This window comes from Mesorhizobium sp. P2_E6 (genome assembly GCF_056403835.1).
In genome coordinates, this window is the sequence record NZ_JBFUEQ010000002.1 from 161,082 (window position 1) to 177,721 (window position 16,640).

The 16,640-nt window shown below is 56.3% G+C and carries 12 protein-coding genes; 2 read left to right on the forward strand and 10 right to left on the reverse strand.

Annotated features, from left to right (window positions below; translation table 11 throughout):
• Nucleotides 1–70 precede the first annotated feature (70 nt).
• Together AC1D08_RS05465 and AC1D08_RS05470 are read right to left on the reverse strand one after the other, a co-directional pair.
• Entirely contained in the window at nt 71–1,003 is a 933-nt protein-coding gene (locus AC1D08_RS05465) for a glycosyltransferase family 2 protein (protein WP_477422700.1), read from the reverse strand.
• Between the two features lie 243 nt (nt 1,004–1,246).
• The gene (locus AC1D08_RS05470) at nt 1,247–3,235 is read right to left on the reverse strand and encodes an SDR family NAD(P)-dependent oxidoreductase (RefSeq protein WP_477422702.1); all 1,989 of its coding nucleotides are present in this window, start codon (nt 3,233–3,235) and stop codon (nt 1,247–1,249) included.
• A 341-nt stretch (nt 3,236–3,576) separates the two neighbouring features.
• Between AC1D08_RS05470 and AC1D08_RS05475 the strand changes: the two genes are divergently transcribed.
• Together AC1D08_RS05475 and AC1D08_RS05480 are read left to right on the forward strand one after the other, a co-directional pair.
• Complete coding sequence (locus AC1D08_RS05475; protein WP_477226140.1) at nt 3,577–4,368, forward strand: ABC transporter permease; 792 nt, start codon at nt 3,577–3,579, stop codon at nt 4,366–4,368.
• Nucleotides 4,369–4,373: 5 nt separating this feature from the next.
• Complete coding sequence (locus tag AC1D08_RS05480; RefSeq protein ID WP_095089705.1) at nt 4,374–5,075, forward strand: ABC transporter ATP-binding protein; 702 nt, start codon at nt 4,374–4,376, stop codon at nt 5,073–5,075.
• 124 nt (nt 5,076–5,199) lie between these two features.
• Here the strand turns inward: AC1D08_RS05480 and AC1D08_RS05485 are convergent, their stop codons facing one another.
• The 8 genes from AC1D08_RS05485 to AC1D08_RS05520 form a co-directional block, all read right to left on the reverse strand.
• Nucleotides 5,200–7,041: a rhamnan synthesis F family protein gene (locus tag AC1D08_RS05485; RefSeq protein ID WP_477226138.1), complete on the reverse strand. Its 1,842-nt coding sequence runs from the start codon at nt 7,039–7,041 to the stop codon at nt 5,200–5,202.
• A gap of 323 nt (nt 7,042–7,364) precedes the next feature.
• Entirely contained in the window at nt 7,365–8,462 is a 1,098-nt protein-coding gene (locus tag AC1D08_RS05490; protein ID WP_477422704.1) for an acyltransferase family protein, read from the reverse strand.
• A gap of 413 nt (nt 8,463–8,875) precedes the next feature.
• A complete protein-coding gene (locus AC1D08_RS05495; protein WP_477307686.1) occupies nt 8,876–10,849 on the reverse strand; it encodes a rhamnan synthesis F family protein in 1,974 nt (657 codons plus the stop codon).
• A 51-nt stretch (nt 10,850–10,900) separates the two neighbouring features.
• Entirely contained in the window at nt 10,901–11,959 is a 1,059-nt protein-coding gene (locus tag AC1D08_RS05500) for an NAD-dependent epimerase/dehydratase family protein (RefSeq protein WP_477422706.1), read from the reverse strand.
• 136 nt (nt 11,960–12,095) lie between these two features.
• The gene (locus AC1D08_RS05505; RefSeq protein WP_477422708.1) at nt 12,096–13,010 is read right to left on the reverse strand and encodes a lysylphosphatidylglycerol synthase domain-containing protein; all 915 of its coding nucleotides are present in this window, start codon (nt 13,008–13,010) and stop codon (nt 12,096–12,098) included.
• A complete protein-coding gene (locus AC1D08_RS05510) occupies nt 12,997–13,977 on the reverse strand; it encodes a glycosyltransferase family 2 protein (RefSeq protein ID WP_477422710.1) in 981 nt (326 codons plus the stop codon). Before AC1D08_RS05510 ends, AC1D08_RS05505 begins: the two co-directional genes overlap by 14 nt.
• A gap of 1 nt (nt 13,978) precedes the next feature.
• The gene (locus tag AC1D08_RS05515; RefSeq protein WP_477422712.1) at nt 13,979–14,677 is read right to left on the reverse strand and encodes an O-methyltransferase; all 699 of its coding nucleotides are present in this window, start codon (nt 14,675–14,677) and stop codon (nt 13,979–13,981) included.
• Nucleotides 14,674–16,407, reverse strand: a complete 1,734-nt coding sequence (locus tag AC1D08_RS05520) for a hypothetical protein (protein ID WP_477422713.1) — start codon at nt 16,405–16,407, stop codon at nt 14,674–14,676. Before AC1D08_RS05520 ends, AC1D08_RS05515 begins: the two co-directional genes overlap by 4 nt.
• Nucleotides 16,408–16,640 lie beyond the last annotated feature (233 nt).

A 16,640-nucleotide genomic window follows, 5' to 3' on the forward strand; every position in this document is an offset into this window, starting at 1 on the left:
AGCCCGTCAATACGGTCGACGTAGCATGAGGTCATCTCCTGGCCAAGCACACCATGCAACCGTTCGATGCTCAGATGCGTCCGAGGATAAATGCGAGATAGAGCCCCAGGGTGCCGGCAAGTGTCTGCCGATAGACACCGCTTTTGCGCAAGCCGCCCAAACGCTGGAAAAGATTGCCCTGCCGCCCTTTTGTGAACAGATCGACGCACGCCGCTGCATCCTCGGTCAGCAGGTCGCGGTTGACGGCAAGTCCGTCAAGATTGCGATCCGTCCAGCCGGCAAAGTCGCCCTTGAACAGACGGCCAAGCCGGGAAATCCTCGCCCTCCACGACACGTTGGCGCCAACCAGGTTTGCCGCATGCTGGCGGTAGCGCACCAGCGGCCGTGGATCGTAGCGGACGATGCCGCCGGCGGCGGTCATGATGAGATAGGCCCACCAGTCGTGGCTGACGAACTCGGTTTGCGCTGAGGCCCTGGCCAGCAGGTCGCGGGCCGCGGCGTTGAGCAGGATGGTGTTGCCGCCGGCGATGCTTTGCACAAGCGCGTTGCGAAAGGATGGCGACCGGCGAAACAGCGGCGAATGGCCGACGAGGCTTCCGGATTCGGTCATGGTCGCGGTTCGCGAGCAAAACATCAGCGGGATTTTTGCGTCATAAGCCTGCATCCAGCGGACAGCGCTCTCCAGCCGGTCGGGCTCCCAGATATCGTCCTGGTCACAGAAGGCATAGCAGTCCGCATCGATACGCCGATCAAGGATCATCGACCGGAAATTGGGGGCGAACCCTTGCCGCGGCCCCTCCACCAGGGTCACTCGACCCTTGGGCCAGCGGGATTTCCACGTCTCGATGATGGCAATCGTGTCATCGACGGAGCCATCGTCGGAGATCCACAGGTCGATCAGAGGGTGCGACTGCGCGAGCACGGATTGCAGTTGCTCATCGATGAAGGCGGCGCCGTCTTTCGTGCCCATCAGGACTGCGATGCGCGGATCTTCTTTGCTCACGAGCTTCAAACACCCTGCAAATGCCTGGGAATGGCTAGAGCGGCTCATCGTTTCACGCAAACGCAGAACCGCTCAATTTCCTTGTTTCGACGCAATCCGGACGGAAAGCCGTTTTCACACTTTTCCTGGAATTGCTCTATCTCTTTGTTTTGACGCAATTCCGGACGGAAAACCGTTTTCACACTTTTCCTGGAATTGCTCTAGGTTTGTCCAATCCACGATCAAGATCGCTTCTGGATCGGGTTAGGTCGCTTGGCGGGCCGTTTTCGGGATCACGGCCTGATGGATGCTCTCCCTGGCCTTCTTGGCCTGGTCAAGGCCTGCCAGCACGGCCAGCGCAGCATCCTTGTCCTGGTTCTTGACCGACTGCTGCAGCGCCGTGAGCGCGGCCTGGACATCCGACCATTCCACGACATCCGTGCTCAGGCCAAATATCTTCGAAATGCCGAGTTCGACGAGTTCCTCATCCTCGCCATGCAGCATTTCGTGGAGTTTCTCGCCCGGCCTTATGCCGGTGAACCGGATCGGGATGTCCGTGTAGGGGCTCTTTCCGGACAGGCGGATCATTGTTTCGGCCACTTCAAGGATCGGCACCGGCTTGCCCATGTCGAGCATATAGACGGCATAATCGTCCCCGCTCTGCCGCGATGCGGCATCGGCGGCCGACATGATGACGAGATCGACGGCTTCGGCCACTGTCATGAAATAGCGTGTCATGCGCCGGTCCGTGATGGTGACCGGCCCTCCGGCCTCGATCTGCGCCTGGAATATGGTCGCCACCGAACCGTTGCTGCCAAAGACATTGCCGAAGCGAACGGCCACGAACTTGGTGACCGAACGACGCGCGCCCGGCTCGCTGGCTGGGGGCCCATGCAAGGCGCTGATGATCTGTTCGGCAGCCCGCTTTGTCACGCCAAGCACCGATGAGGGATCCACCGCCTTGTCGCTCGATATCAGGACAAACTGGGCAACCCCGCATTCGGCGGCGACTTCGGCACAGACAAGCGTGCCGAAGACATTGGTCTGGATGGCCGAATCCCAGTTTTCCTCGAGCAGCGGAACATGCTTGAGCGCCGCGGCGTGAAAGACGATGTCCGGTCTGAATTCCGTGACGACACGCGTTATCTGGCGCCGATCCGCGACATCGACGATGCGGACCTTGAGGCGGTCATGGTCCTTCTCGTCAATGTACTGGCTCAACTGGAAGATGCCGAACTCGGAGTTGTCGGCGACGAGCACCGCCTCCGCCCCCAGTTCCAACGACCGTTTGACCAACGTTCGGCCGATCGACCCGGCACCGCCCGTCACCAGAACGCGCTTGCCGCCAATAAAGGTCCCGATACGCTCGACATCGGAAGGCACTGTCGGGCGGCGTAGGATCGTTTCCATCTCGACCGCGTCGAGAACCAGTTTTCCCTGCTGTTCCAGTTCCGAAAGACCGGAGAACTGCACCACACTTATGTCGCCATGCCGGGCGACGCGGACGAGTTCCGAATACTCCTCGATCTCGTGCTCGGCGCCACTGCCGAAAATCAGCAAGTCCAGGCTTTCGGTGCCTGTCGCATAGTCTTCCAGGACGTCGATCAGCCGCGGCCGGGTCGCGACCACGGGAACGCCTTGAATCCGCGTGCCCAATTGTACGCCGCGCTCGGTCGCCATGATCCCGGCGATGGAATAGTCCGCCGGCTCCGCCGTGCGCGTGAACCGAATGATCAGGTCGGCTTCGCCGAGCCGGCCAACGAACAACGCCTGCTTGGCCTGCGTCTTGCCGGTCTTGGTGCTCAGAATGCCCCAGCTCGCGCCGTCACGCAGGAAGCGGTAGAACAGCCGGGGCGCCGATATGATCGTGAAAGAGACGAGGAAGAAGACGATGAACTGACGCTCGTTGAGCCCCTGCACAGGCTGGAAAGAACGAGCCAGCATGGACGTGGCGTACAGAGCCAACGTCAAAATCGCGCAGCTCTTCAGGATATTGAAAAAGTCGGGCGTCGAAGCGAAGCGCCAGACGGTCTTGTAGAGACCACAATATCTAAACAGGAGATGGCTGATGACGACAATGCCCCCCCAGGTTCCCAAACCCTGGTTGGAGAGCGGATCGAACGAAAGATTCGACCGCGAAAGCACAAGGCTGAGCGCCACGGCGACCAGGACCATAACGACGTCCTGGACCATGATGAAGGCGCGCCGCATTTCCGGCCTGAGTCCGAATACAGCTTCGAGGTAAGAATTCATTGGACTGCACTAGACTCCAGGCTCACGGACATCAACATCACCAAGGTGCGAGCACGAATATGCTTCGTGGCCGATCGCTCTTTCAAAGTGCTATCCCTGGCCCCTGCCCTGTTGTATCGCATACTGCGGGCTCGAAGTCATAGCTAGATGTTTTTTCAAGAGAGCGCGAGGGCAAGCGATCGGACCCGACGCCCAACTCGCGACATTAAAACGCAGTGCGTTGCCATAAGCACGTCGCAATGGCTATTAAGAGCTCCGTGGTGGTTCGTCACGGGCCTTGAAGCGATGAAGCGCCGGAAAAACCAAGCGCTGGAAAAAAGCAGATTGCGATACTCCCAACGATGATTGCGGCACTAAACGGCGCTTTTGACGACATCTCCAAGGCCGTGCGGTTGCACCGGGTCTGGGTCGCGCTCGCCCATGAGGACATCGGCGACCAGCACAGGCGCACGACCCTGGGTCCGCTTTGGATGCTGGTCAATTATTTTGCTTTCGTCGGCACATTTGTCTTCGTTTTCGTGACCAAGGACGCCAGCGACCCAAGCTACATAGCCTATGTCGCCATCGGTATGCTGGTGTGGTTCTACCTCACCGAAACCATCACCATGAGCGTGTCACTCTTCCAGCGCGAAGCGAGCTTCATTCAAGGCACGACGCTGCCGTTGTTCGTGTATGTGATGCGATTGACGATGCAATGCATCATCCGGGCTGGTTATTCGTTGGCGGGTTGCGTTCTTATTTTGCTGCTGGCCGGTTACGGGATCAACACAAACTGGCTGCTGTCGTTGCTGGGCCTGTTGCTCATCGTCGTGGCAACTCCTGCGCTTGTCACGGTCTTTGCGTTCTTGGGCGCCTTCTTTCCGGATAGTGAGTTCATCGTCGGGAACCTGATGCGGGTGGGCATGTTCCTGACGCCTGTCTTCTGGGTCTACAGCGGGCAAGAGGGCGTTCAAAAATATGCCTATCATTGGAACCCGTTCACCTACTTCCTGGAGGGCGTGCGTGAGCCGATCACGGCGGGCATCTTTCCGACGCATGCGTTGACGGTGACAGGCTACGTTTGTCTCGGCGTCTGGGCCCTTGCGTTGCTGCTGCTGGGCCTTTATCGCAAGCGCATCGTTTTCCTGATCTGAGTTCCATGACCTCCATCAAACTGAACAATGTCAGCCTCGTTTATCGCCTGTTCGAAAAGTTGACGCTTTCGGCGCCTGGCCGGCGTCGGAGCGCTCTCGGCGGCAACATATCGAAGTCGGGCACCAAGCAGGTCGTGCAGGCGCTCGACGATGTCAGTTTCGAACTCAAGGCGGGCGACCGGTTGGGGCTCGTCGGCCCGAATGGCGCCGGCAAGACCACGCTGCTCAAGGTTCTCTACGGAATCTACCAGCCATCGGGCGGCACGATATCGATCGCGGGCAAGGTCGATGCCTTGTTCAACATCAGCATAGGGTTTCGTCCAGAGGCCACCGGGCGCAGAAACATCGTGCTGAGGGGGCTGATCAGCGGTTGGACGCTGGCCGAGATCGAAGAGAAGATGGAAGAAATAATCGATTTCAGCGAGCTGGGCGATTTCATCGACCTGCCATTCAAGGCTTACAGCCAGGGCATGGCGGCACGGCTGGCGTTTGCAGCGGCGACCGCGCTCGAACCTGAAATTCTGCTGATGGATGAATGGATTGGCGCCGGCGACGCGTCATTCCAGGAAAAAGCCAAGCGACGCATGGACGAATTGGCGGAAAAAGCCGGCATCATCGTGCTGGCCAGCCACGACGAGTCGCTCATCCAGCGCGTTTGCACGAAGAAGATGACGCTTCGAGCTGGCCGGGTAGAGTCGCTGACTTAACAGCGCCTCGCGATTGATTGGCCTCCTATCCTCGGGTGCCGAAACCTCAAATGGGATATCGCCTGAGCGAAATTCACCTAGGTCGCCTGGAGCCTTTCCCGAGTGAATTGGCCATGGGGTGAGCTTAGTTTGTCGCGCCGCGACCAAGCGTGATCATCCTTCGCAGACCGCGGTAGATCGGCCTGAGGATCCTGAACGCAGTTGGCGATGTGGTCACGATCGATCTCTTGATCGAGAAGAGAAGGCCACGAAAGGACCTTGCCACTCCCAAGTTTCCGAATTCCGCTGGCGCTCCGTCCGCTAACAATGCCTGCAATTTGGCTTCCAACATGACGTAGTTGTGGGCCGCATTCCTCGCGGTCACCACATGCCGGAAGGTGTATCCGGCGTCGATCGCGACATAGGCAATGATCCGCTCTATGGCGTGGACCAAACTCCCATCCCGATAATCCATGTTGGCGAAGTCGTCCCAGGTCCACTTATGTTCGAAAAGCTTGCTGAGAGCGGCAGGACGAAACCAGTACATTCCACCGTAAGGCGCCACGGGCGAATTGGCATCCAGATGCACGATCAGATCCAGCTGTTTGGCTATCTTTTGGACGTTGTCCTTGTTGCCAAACCATGAGTTTCCAATGGTCGGGTAGCCGATATGAATCATTGGCGGCATGACAAGACCAAGCGCCGGATTTCTGGCAAAAAGCTCAAGCAAATTCGAGACATATCCAGGCGTGTGAAGAAGGTTTTCAAGGGTGTGAAGCTTGAACAGTTCCCCCTTGGCGCCGTCTTGGGAAGATTGCTTGGAATGTATCCGGCAGATCAGGTCGTAACGGTCTTCGAGCACGTAATCGCGGCACCCGATGAGGAGAGCGGAGGTATCCCTGCCGTCGTTCTCGACAACCAGAACGACGGCATTTCCGACGTTCTGCGCCTTTGCGATTGCTTGCTGGATCAACGCCTGCTTGTTTGCATTGTCGGTCGTGATGATCAGGTCGTAGCCCTTCGGCACGTTTTCGGTGTAGCCTAGAATCTCGTCAATCATGTCGACGTGATATACGTGCGCGAGAACCGCTATCCGATAATCGTCCCAGTTCCTTTGCGGACCGACCTGTACATCCGGCAGGACGGAGAGCAACGCAGCGTTGCCATTTAGCGTACGAGGCGGGCCCAGGCGGCCAACGCTCTTCCATATCAGCGACAGATCATAATCGGATTGGTTCTCTATGATCTCCAGCGCGCGCGGCAGATTGATGGCCTCGCGCTCGAGGAACAGCGTGTCATGAAAAAACAGCCGCTTCTTCAGGATCGGGCTGCGATCCTCCAGCGTTTTGTCCGGCTCCATCAGCACTGGATATGACGTCTTGTATCGTGCGGGATCGAGCAAAACCGAACAGGCATAGCCCAGGGCCTGGAAATGCCCTGTGAACACCGTCTCATGCTTCGCGATTGAGTCCATGTAGGAGTTGATGGGCCCCATCTTGGTCCAATAATCCCGAAACGCCTTTGACTGATGCAGGGACCGCCGCACCGCGATGAAATGGGAGTTGAGATGGAAGGGCAGCTCCGCCTTTCTGACGTCGATCGGATTGGGCCTCATCGCCCCGTGAGCGGAGATCCCCCAGAAATCACACTGACGCTGGTCCATCTCCGAGAACATTTCCGAGAAAGGGAAAATCGGCCCGTAGAAGGTGTGGTTGAAGAGCAAGATCTCGTCGAAGTTCGAAAGTTCGTCCCACCCGATATGTTCGAGCGCAGTCCGATAGGCCCACACATCGAACCCTTTGTTTTCCCTGATCAGGAAGCTGTCGGCGGCCTCGGAAAGGCGAGATTCGGCCTCTTTGTCCACCGGACCGTTGCAAACCACCAAAACCTTCTCAACAAAAGGTTTGATCGATGCAATCAGGTGAAAATAATACTCATCTATCTTGCCGTGCTGGTCGTAGTAAAATGCGATAGCCAGACGCCTCATCGACGTATCTCTCTTTGGTGCATATAGCACTTGAAATTGGAGCGCCCCGATACCGGACCGAAAGAGGCGTTGGCCGCATCCTGCCACCCAGGCGTCATCGAGGGATGATGTCTCCGGGTCGTCTCGTCGAAGTCCGTGATATGGGCGCTATCCTGCAGAGGACATCAGGTGCACGCATTAGACCATTCGATGCCGATAAAAAAGGCCGGAGGGACGCGATCCTGTCCGGCGCAGACATGCGGCGTGCCAAATGACCCACACATAAGCCATGCAGAAGGTAACCGGAGTTACCTCCAAAGAAGCCTTGGGAATGGACAAGCGGCCTACCCCCTTGAAGACTCAGCGAGAACCGGCTCCCCCGTTGCAAGCGCGCCGACGTTTTTGCGGCCGGCGACCCGAGACGAAAAGCGCTTGCCCCATTTGTTGACTGGATCTTCAACGAAATAATTGAGCAGGAAGGCAGACGGGATCACCAAGGCTAAAGTCATCGTCAGACTGAGTATGAAAGCAATCGTTGGACTCTCGACCATCCCCTGGATCGACCTCATGGTCGGAATGAGCACGACGATAAAAATGCTGTGAAGCAGATAGACCGAGTAACTGATTCTCCCCAGCCATGCCGAAACAGGATTGACGATGACAGCAACGGGGAGAAGGCCGAGCCCGACCACCAACGCACCAAACATCACCCCTTCCCAATAATACTTGTCGAATATCGCAACCTTATTTGCGGTGATTGCAAAAAACATCACAGGCACAAACGTCAGTAGGGCCAACCCTATCTGCTTCCTTTCCGGACGCTTTTCCAATATCGGCAGCAAATAGAAAGCGATAAGGCCGAATGTAAAAATCGGAGCTCGATAAAGAATTGAATACAGATAGTAATTGAATGGATCAGCAACAAATAAATTTATATTCATAAATAAAAGGGTGGCTATGCATATAGAAACAAAAAATACCGAAACCGATAGAATTACACCTTTAGAAAACCGATACAACAAGGGGAATATCATGTAAAATACCATTTCCACGCCAACCGTCCAACCCGCCGGAACAATGGACGTCTGGTAGCCTGGAACCAGATTAAACAGAAATGTCATATTCAATAGGATCGATTTGCCGTCGATCTTTACGCCGCTGAAATTGTGAATGCACATGACCAGGATCATCAAGTAAAATAGGGGAGCAATCCTAAAAAAACGGCGAAGCGCGAACCCCAGAATCGGTCGAACTTCCCGATCATGAACCGGCATACTGAGGCAGAGTGAAAACGCACTCACCACGAAAAACAGTTCCACTCCCATGGTGCCGTTTACGACAAACAGATCGAGAAACGGTGCAACTTGAAGACGCGGAGATGGAAGCATCGCTACGTGCACAACGACGACCCAAATGGCTGCCAGCCCACGCAAGGCGTCCAAGAAGGGCACCCGATTTGGAGCTGCGTTGTACCTGCCTGCCAATTTAGGACCTCACGGAGATTTTAGCAGCACCCCTACTTGGAACAAGGCGGCTACGCAACCTGTCGGCTTTGCGAGGGGCATCGGCAAAGGCGCTACGTCAAGGCCGGCGCCACCCGTCGACACCGGGAGAACTATCGGCGGCGGACAGCATACCATTGGCTGCGGTCAAATCTGTCCCGGCGCCTTCGGCCCCAGCCGTCGCTCTAAGATTGCGCGAAATTCAAAAGGTGCGGCGTGGCATTGACTTGCTCCATATCCAGCCCAATGAGGCCGAGATTGGCAAGTGCCTATTCCAGATCGGAACATCGGGGGGGTGAATTGCCAAGCGTGCGCATCAATGTAGGCTGCAGGAAAAGCGGTACTCTTTTTCGCTACAGAAGTACGCCGAGAATTGGCTTCAGGACCGCCCTTATGCCGCGATAGAACGGTCTGAGTATTCTGAACAAGATAGGCGATCTGAACTTCAGAGAGCTCTTGATGGCGAAATTGAGTCTGGCCAGAGCGTGTTTCACCGACGTCTGCGGCCCTGACATCAGCGCCGTCTGCGTCGCTGGCGTCATTGGAATCTGCATCGTTGACGCCCCCAAGGGATAACCGGCGTTCTTCCACTCAGACAACAGATGGGCATGCCACGGGAAGTCGTGGAGTGGCAACATGCCGACAAGCCTTTGCATCTTGAACTCCAGCATGCTGTAGTTGTGCGCTACCTGATGCGCGCACATAATGTGCTGGGTGGTAAATCCGGCATCCTGAGCAGAGTAGGTGATCAGCCGCTCCAGCACGTGAGCCAAGCCTCCGTCAATATGATCGGGCTCGGCATTGAACTCTTCCCATTTCCATTTGTGTTCGAACATTTTGCGCAGCGCGCGCGGCCGGAACCAGAACATGGTGCCATAGGCTGCCACCGGAGTGGTGTCATCGAACTTGACGTCGATGTTCAACAGGCGCGCCGTTTCCTCGGCCCTTGGCTTGTTGACAAACCATGAGTGGCCCATGGTCGGGTAAGAGATATGAAAGATCGGCGGAATGGCGACGCCGACTGAAGGATTGTCGTGAAACATGTCCAAAACATTCTGCACGTAACCGCGGGTATTCAGCAGATTGTCGAGCATGTGCCGCTTGAACAGATTGCCTCTCGACGACTGAACTTGAGGCGATTTTTTTGTATGCAAACGACAGACAAGGTCGTAGCGATCGTCGATGAACAGATCTCGGAACGAGATGAAAAGCGACGACATGTCACGACCGCGGTTCTGTTCAACAACGCGGACGATGGCCTTTTTCACGCCAGGGCGCTTTGCCAAGGCGGCTTCGATCTCGGCCTTCTTTTCCGGCGTATTCGTGGTTGCAATGAAGTCATAGGGAACCGGAATGTTCTCGGTCAGCGCCAGCAACTCGTCAAGCAACTCGGTGTAGTAAATATGCGCGCAGACGGCCACCTTGCCGTAGTCGGCAGCAGCGTCGTCATCCTTGATCCGCTTGTCCGGCAGGACGCTCATCAGCGCCGCGTTGCTGTTGAGATTCCTCAATTCCGAAACGCGTAGAACATTGCGCCAAATCAAATTAACGTCGTAGTCGGACGTTTCTTTAAGTATCCGCAAAGCGCGCGGCAGATCGACCGCATTGTGCTCCAGAAAAGTCGGATCGTGAAAAAACGTTCGCCGCTTTAGCAGGGGGAAGCGGTTGATGATTGTTTCGTCGACGTTGATGAACGCCGGATAGTGCGAGCCATACTGATCTGGATCAACATATGCTTCTGCGGAATAGCCAAGGTCTGTAAAATGCTTGGTAAACTGCGACTCATGAAGCAGAACAGCATCGGTGTAGGTTTTTATCTCCGGCAGGTTCTCCCAATATCTCTTGAAGGCGCGCGACTTCAGCATCTCGTTGCGAATTGCAATGAAGTTTGCCGTGAGATGACGGGGCAGATGGCCTGTCCCGGTAAATGGGTTTGGCGTCATTTCCCGATGGGCAGAAGCGCCCCAGAAATCAGTGTTCCGCCCTTCCATTTCCGAAAACATTTCTGAAAAGGGGAAAAGAGGTCCGTAGCAAGTATCGTTCAGCAGGATAAGTTCGTCATACTTGGAAAGCTCATCAAAGCCGATGGCTTCGATTCCGGCCTTGTATCCACCGACATCAAATCCCTCGTTCTTACGAATCAGGAGCTGATCACACACTTTTGCAACCGCGACTTCAGAATGTTTTGAAAGATTGCCGTTGGAGACAACGACAATTCTTTCAACCAGTTCTCTCAGTTTGGTCAGTAAAAATATGACATACTCGTCCGCGATGCCGCGTTCGTTATACAGAGAAAACACCGCAACACGACGCAATACAGAGCTCATTCGTCGTCCCCTCAAGAAATCCAGATTTTCCAAACCAGCAGGGCCCAAATTTTAGCCGAGCTGTGCATCTATCCATTCGGAAAGCTGGTCGATCCCCTCGCCCACACTTTTCAAAGGTCGCCATTCCAGTTCGCGGACCGTCCTGTCGATGTTGGCGACAGCGCACCGCACGTCGCCGTTGCGGAACATGCCGTTGACGTGCGGCTCCGGCGCCCCATACCGCTTTGCGATGATCCTCGCCAGATCGAGAACCGTGGTCTTGTAGCCAGTGCCGACATCATAGGCGAACGATTGCGACAGATTTGTTCTTGTGGCCTTGTCAATCGCCGAGGCGACGTCGTCGATGAAGACAAAATCCCTTCCGATATCTCCGTCTTCGTAGATCGGGATGCTCTTGCCTTCCTTGGCCATCCTCATGAACAACGACACAATTCCTGTGTAGCTGTTCGTCAAGGACTGGCCAGGACCGTATACGTTCTGGAGGCGGAGCACGTTGACGGTTGTCCCGAACGAAAGAGCCCAAGCTCGCAATATCTGTTCCTGGGTTAGTTTGGTGGCTCCGTAGATGCTGGTTGGGTTCGGTATCGTTTTTTCCGCGTCCATCGGCAGAGGCTCGAGCCCAGGGAAATCCCACTCCGCGCGTTCAAGCTGCTGCTTCGATCGCTGACCCGGATAGGTTACCTCTCCTGGCCTTCTGGACCGCCATGCCCCTTCTCCGTAGACGGCGCGGCTCGAAGCCAGGACAAAGCGCTCGGGAACATGCGATACCGTGGCGAAGGCATCCAACATGCGGGTTGTGCCGAGGACATTTGCTATCGCGTGGCGAGAAGCCTCTGTGAGCGACTGTCCCGTGCCCGTTTCAGCCGCCAGATGCACGACAACTTCAGGTCGGGTGGTTTCCAATGCCTGCGCCCAGGTGGAAGCCTCCGTCACATCCGCAACCATGAGCTCAACGCGAGGATCAAGTTCGGCAGGGCGCTTTCGCTCAGCGTGAATCTGCGGATGCAAACTGTCGATGACAACTACGCGATCGAAGCGATCTGCCAATTTGGTGGACAACGCGCATCCAATGAATCCGGCTCCACCGGTAACCATACATGTCTTGGACATTCAAGCAGCATTCCGTGTTCCATTAACCAGGCTGTTCGTTATCAGCGTCAACCTCATTTGAACAGGTATAGAGCACCTCTGCGGTGGAATTGGATTTGAGGTGTCGCATTCGGGCAGCCACGCGCAATGCCATGCGCTAATCTGGTTCTGCGGTCCATTTTCGATAGCCAAACTCGCCAGCCGACAACAGAACATCGCCCAGAAGGGTGATAATTCGATGCGTAACCGCAACGGCGGTGGCCGCGGCCGCGGGTATGCCAATCGAGGAAAGGCCCGCGATGAAAACCGCTTCCCTCACACCCAAACCGCCGGGAGCCCCAGGCACAACAAAACCAAGCAACCAGCCGGCGGCTGAGACCCCGATCACCATCTGCCACTCGATCGTGGGTCCGTACAGCACATGGACAAGGAGGACGACGATCAAGCCATTGGCAAGGAAAAACAGGCCGTAGCAGGCGACGCTGATCGCAGCCATCGAAAATGCGAGGTGTTTTCGGCTCTGCTTGAAATATCGGCCCGCAACGAGGGGGGCCAGCATAAGGGCCGCCAGGCCGGCGCAGATATAGACTGCTGATGCCAGATAGCGGCTTATTCCGTAGTCCTCGCCGATCTTGAGCAGGAAGGAGAAGGAGAAGAGCAGTGCCACGCTGCCGGAGGCGAGGACCATCAAAACGATCTCCATCACCTGCGCGTAAGAAAGCGCATCCTTTGCAGCACCATATCGGGCCGCCAGGACAAAGCGTCCGACGAGATGGATGACGTTGGTCGGCAGATATTTGTAGACTTGGGTCCGCGCGAAAACGCGCATTGCACGGACCGCGGAGATTGCCCTTTCTCCGACCGAAACCAACAGGGTGAACCAGGCGAACCCCACAAGCTGCAGCGCGAGCGCATAGAGAAGCGCACAGGACACGACCACGAAAACGAACCGAGGACGCTGCAGCATCTCGGCGAGTTGATCGGCGTATCCGTAGACGGAGCGTATGACAAAATACATTGCCGCAATGGCAATGACGGCACCGCCGGCACGAATGATCCTAGAGTTCGGCACGAGCGCCGATCGGCTTCACAGGCAGCCTGCCGTCGGAACTTGCAATTTCGGCGACAATGCCCGGGTCGCGATTGCCACGGGTCGCAACAATCAACTCGGCGACCATGCCAAACAGCGTGAACTGCACCCCGACGATCATCAGGAGCGTCGAGACAAGCAGCAACGGACGGCCGCCAATGGCTTCACCGCCAAACCACCGCGCACAGAGAAACAGGAAAATCAGGAAGCCGATCGAGAAGACGGCCACACCCAGGCCACCGAAAAGATGGCCGGGGCGCGAATTGAACTTCGTGATGGTCACGACTGTGAGCAAGTCCAGGAAGCCCTTGAGCAGGCGACCAACGCCATATTTGGATTTTCCAAATCGGCGCGGGTGGTGCTGGACGACGATCTCACTGACCTTGAAACCAGTCGCATAGGCCAGGGCAGGAACGAAGCGATGAAGCTCGCCATAGAGGCGAATGTTGTCAAAGACCTCGGAGCGATAGGCTTTGAAGCCGCAGTTGAAATCGTGCAGGCTGACGCCGGTGACCTTGGCCGTCACTCGATTGAACAGCTTTGAAGGCAGCGTCTTGCCGAGCGGATCGTGGCGCACCTGCTTCCATCCGGAAACGACATCGGAGCCCTCTCGGATTTCGTCCAGAAAACGTGAAATTTCCTTCGGATCGTCCTGCAGGTCTCCATCCATCGTGACGATGATATTGCCCGACGCGTTGGAGATTCCTGCCTGCAGCGCGGCTGCCTTGCCGAAATTCCTCCGAAGCCGAACGCCCTTTACATGGGGGTAAGCCTTGGTGGCGGCCAGAATCTCCTTCCAGGTATTGTCCCGGCTCCCGTCGTCAACAAAGATGACCTCCTCGAGCGAGGCGGTATCGATCTGCTCGAAGGCGGCCTCGATCTGGGCAATCAAAGCCTGAACAGTGTCTTGCTCGTCCTTTACAGGCACCAGTATCGAGACTGTCTGCACGTCAGGCCCTCTGCGTCAAAATGGAGGTCTGGCTGGGGAATGGCAATGCCGGCGCCAGCCCCCTTGTCACGCGCTCCTGCAGGCCGCAAGAATTGATGGCCTGGCGATATTCCGGCCTGTTGCTGTTGTCGAACAGAATCATACCGCCTGGAGACAGGCGATGAACCGATTTCGCCAAGCAGGAAACCCTGGCCCGGCCGTCGATCACAATGAGGTCGAAGGTGCCGTCGACCCGGTCAATCGATGACACGTATTGATCGAAAGAGCATTGCGTATATCCCTTTCGATTGGACCTGGCCTTGCTGGAAGCAGAGGCGGCGACCGGCTCCACAACGCGCACTGCGATGTTGGGATAGGCGCCAAAAATGCCGCCCATGGTTTGCGCGAACGGAGCGTCATGCTCGACGGAATCGACAGAGCCGCTTCGTTTTGCCAACCAAACTGTGCTGGCGCCGGCACCAAATTCATAAACGCGAGCCTTGTGATTGCGCGAAGCCAGAAAACTGTTCACGGTATCAATCGCGGAGAATGTCCACCACGGCATGTCAAGCCGAACCAGGTCAGCGCTGTCGTATATGCCGAACAGACTTCTGATCCAGAGGGCAGAGCGGTTGTTCGACCGCTCCAACGCCGCAAGCAATCCGCAGCCCTCAGCTGCTTTCCGGGCGAATCTGACGACGCTTACATAGGTATTTTTCAAAATTGAAATCCAACCCCAGGTGCCTGCAATCTCGTCCACCCGGACGGCGTAAGCAAAACTGCATATATCGATCGAGAAGCAGGGCTAGCCGGCACACGTCGAAGATCGACGTAGCCACTCCAGCCATAGTCGTCACGCCCTCGCCCGAGGAACTTCGCCACGTCCGGCCGATGCGCTCCTCCCAATCCCAACCCGACGACCGTTCCCGTGCCGTCAACGAAGGCAATGCAGCGGTAGGTGGTAAGAATATCGCTGCCCAGCAGTGGGGGCCACTTGTTCGAGGTGTCCGCGACCCAACCGGAGACGCGTCCCCACTGCGGATCCTCTATTTTGGACACGGCATCAATGTAGCCGGTCAAGCTGTTCGGCTGGGTGGGGATTGCCAGCCCGGTGCCGAGCGAGGGGCAGCCAAAATCTCTCCCGTTGAACGGGACGTGATTGAATTTCTTCAGATTGTCTTCGACATTATAGTAGTCGACCCCAGCCAATGTAACGTATCGCATCAAGTCGGGGTCTTTGACGCCGAGCGACAATGCCAATGTTGCGAGATCTTTTCCTTCAGCCCTGACAAGAGCGTCATTCAGCCTTGGCATGCCGTTGACGACGATCAGTGCGGCCACCGCCGCGAATATGGCGATCGACAGACGACGCTTGAAATCAACTTGCCACACCAGACACGAAACAGCTCCAAACAGTCCGACCCAAAAAAGCGCCGGAAGGGTTGCATATCTGCTGGCTAAGGCCGCCGCGTCTCCTCCCATGTTCGATCGACCAATAGCGGCCAGCACGCCCGACATGACGGCATAGGCCATGATCGCAATCCAGAAGGCTGATCGGTACCTGCTTTCGCCAGGCCGCAAAAGGCAAAACCCAACGATCAAAGCGGCCGCTGCGATTCCGATTGCGCCCAGCGGAATTGCGGCTGCTTCTGTTGTTACGATGCCGCCACCAATGAATGTCAGGCAAAACAGCGAAATCCCAATTGGATCGAAACTGCGTGCGGCGTGATAATCGGGGACTTTCTGATTCATCGCGACAAAAATCACGAGGGCCAAGCCCGCCGCGAAAATCAGGATGCCGAGCCGCCGTGTTTTGGCAGTGCAAAATCCTTGGATGCCGATCACACACAATGCGGTCAGGCCCGTGCTGTAAAATTGCGTGGCAAAAACGGCCAACGCGATCGCAGCCACATATCCTATCGGCATCTCTTTTTCGGTCGACTGCCAAAAAGCCAATACAGCCAGCACGGTGAAGAGATTTGCGCCGATCCAGGCTACTCCACTCATGCCAACAAAGAAATTGTGTGCGGCAAGCGGACTGAATACGAACACCGACACGGCTATCCCGACGACAAATGCTTCAAACCAGGATCGCGCAAAGAGCGACAATGCGCCCGAAAAAACCAACGCTATGAGAAGCGAGAACGCGACAACAGTGACCGACAGCCCGATATTGTCCCCTTGGGTAAGGTGAAAATTCAGCAGATAAAACAGTTTTGCGCCGGCAATAATATGCTCGTTTGCCGTTACATACAGATCCCTCAGCGTCGGTACCCCGTCCAGCGATCCGACCATTGAAGGGAGAATGCCCCAATAGTCGTTATCCGGAACACCTCTCGCCTGCACCGTGAGCAGGAGCGCAACCACGAACACCGCGACCGGACCAACAAACGCAATCGCGAAAGCGGGGGTTGAACGGCTGACAGAGAGGGTGCGAACGGTGGCCGACATTAGTCCTGCGTTTGCTGCGTATTGCCTTGCGTTGGCGTAGGTGGCACCTCGCACACACCGCCAGACTGCGCAACAAAAATTCGACGACTTGGCAAGCGGACCGCCGGATAGGTCCGGTGTGCGTCTCAAACGCCACAAGTTGGCGCGACTGGAACGATCAGCCGTCGCATGAATGAGAAAGCATATCCGGTGGCTTGATGTTGCCCCTGTTCTGAAGAAACGGATTACCGATG

Coding starts and splice junctions, on each gene's coding strand:
- AC1D08_RS05485 (WP_477226138.1), bottom strand. CDS start 7,041: ATGAGGCGTCTGGCTATCGCATTTTACTACGACCAGCACGGCAAGATA.
- AC1D08_RS05500 (WP_477422706.1), bottom strand. CDS start 11,959: ATGTCCAAGACATGTATGGTTACCGGTGGAGCCGGATTCATTGGATGC.
- AC1D08_RS05520 (WP_477422713.1), bottom strand. CDS start 16,407: ATGTCGGCCACCGTTCGCACCCTCTCTGTCAGCCGTTCAACCCCCGCT.
- AC1D08_RS05470 (WP_477422702.1), bottom strand. CDS start 3,235: ATGAATTCTTACCTCGAAGCTGTATTCGGACTCAGGCCGGAAATGCGG.
- AC1D08_RS05495 (WP_477307686.1), bottom strand. CDS start 10,849: ATGAGCTCTGTATTGCGTCGTGTTGCGGTGTTTTCTCTGTATAACGAA.
- AC1D08_RS05475 (WP_477226140.1), top strand. CDS start 3,577: ATGATTGCGGCACTAAACGGCGCTTTTGACGACATCTCCAAGGCCGTG.
- AC1D08_RS05480 (WP_095089705.1), top strand. CDS start 4,374: ATGACCTCCATCAAACTGAACAATGTCAGCCTCGTTTATCGCCTGTTC.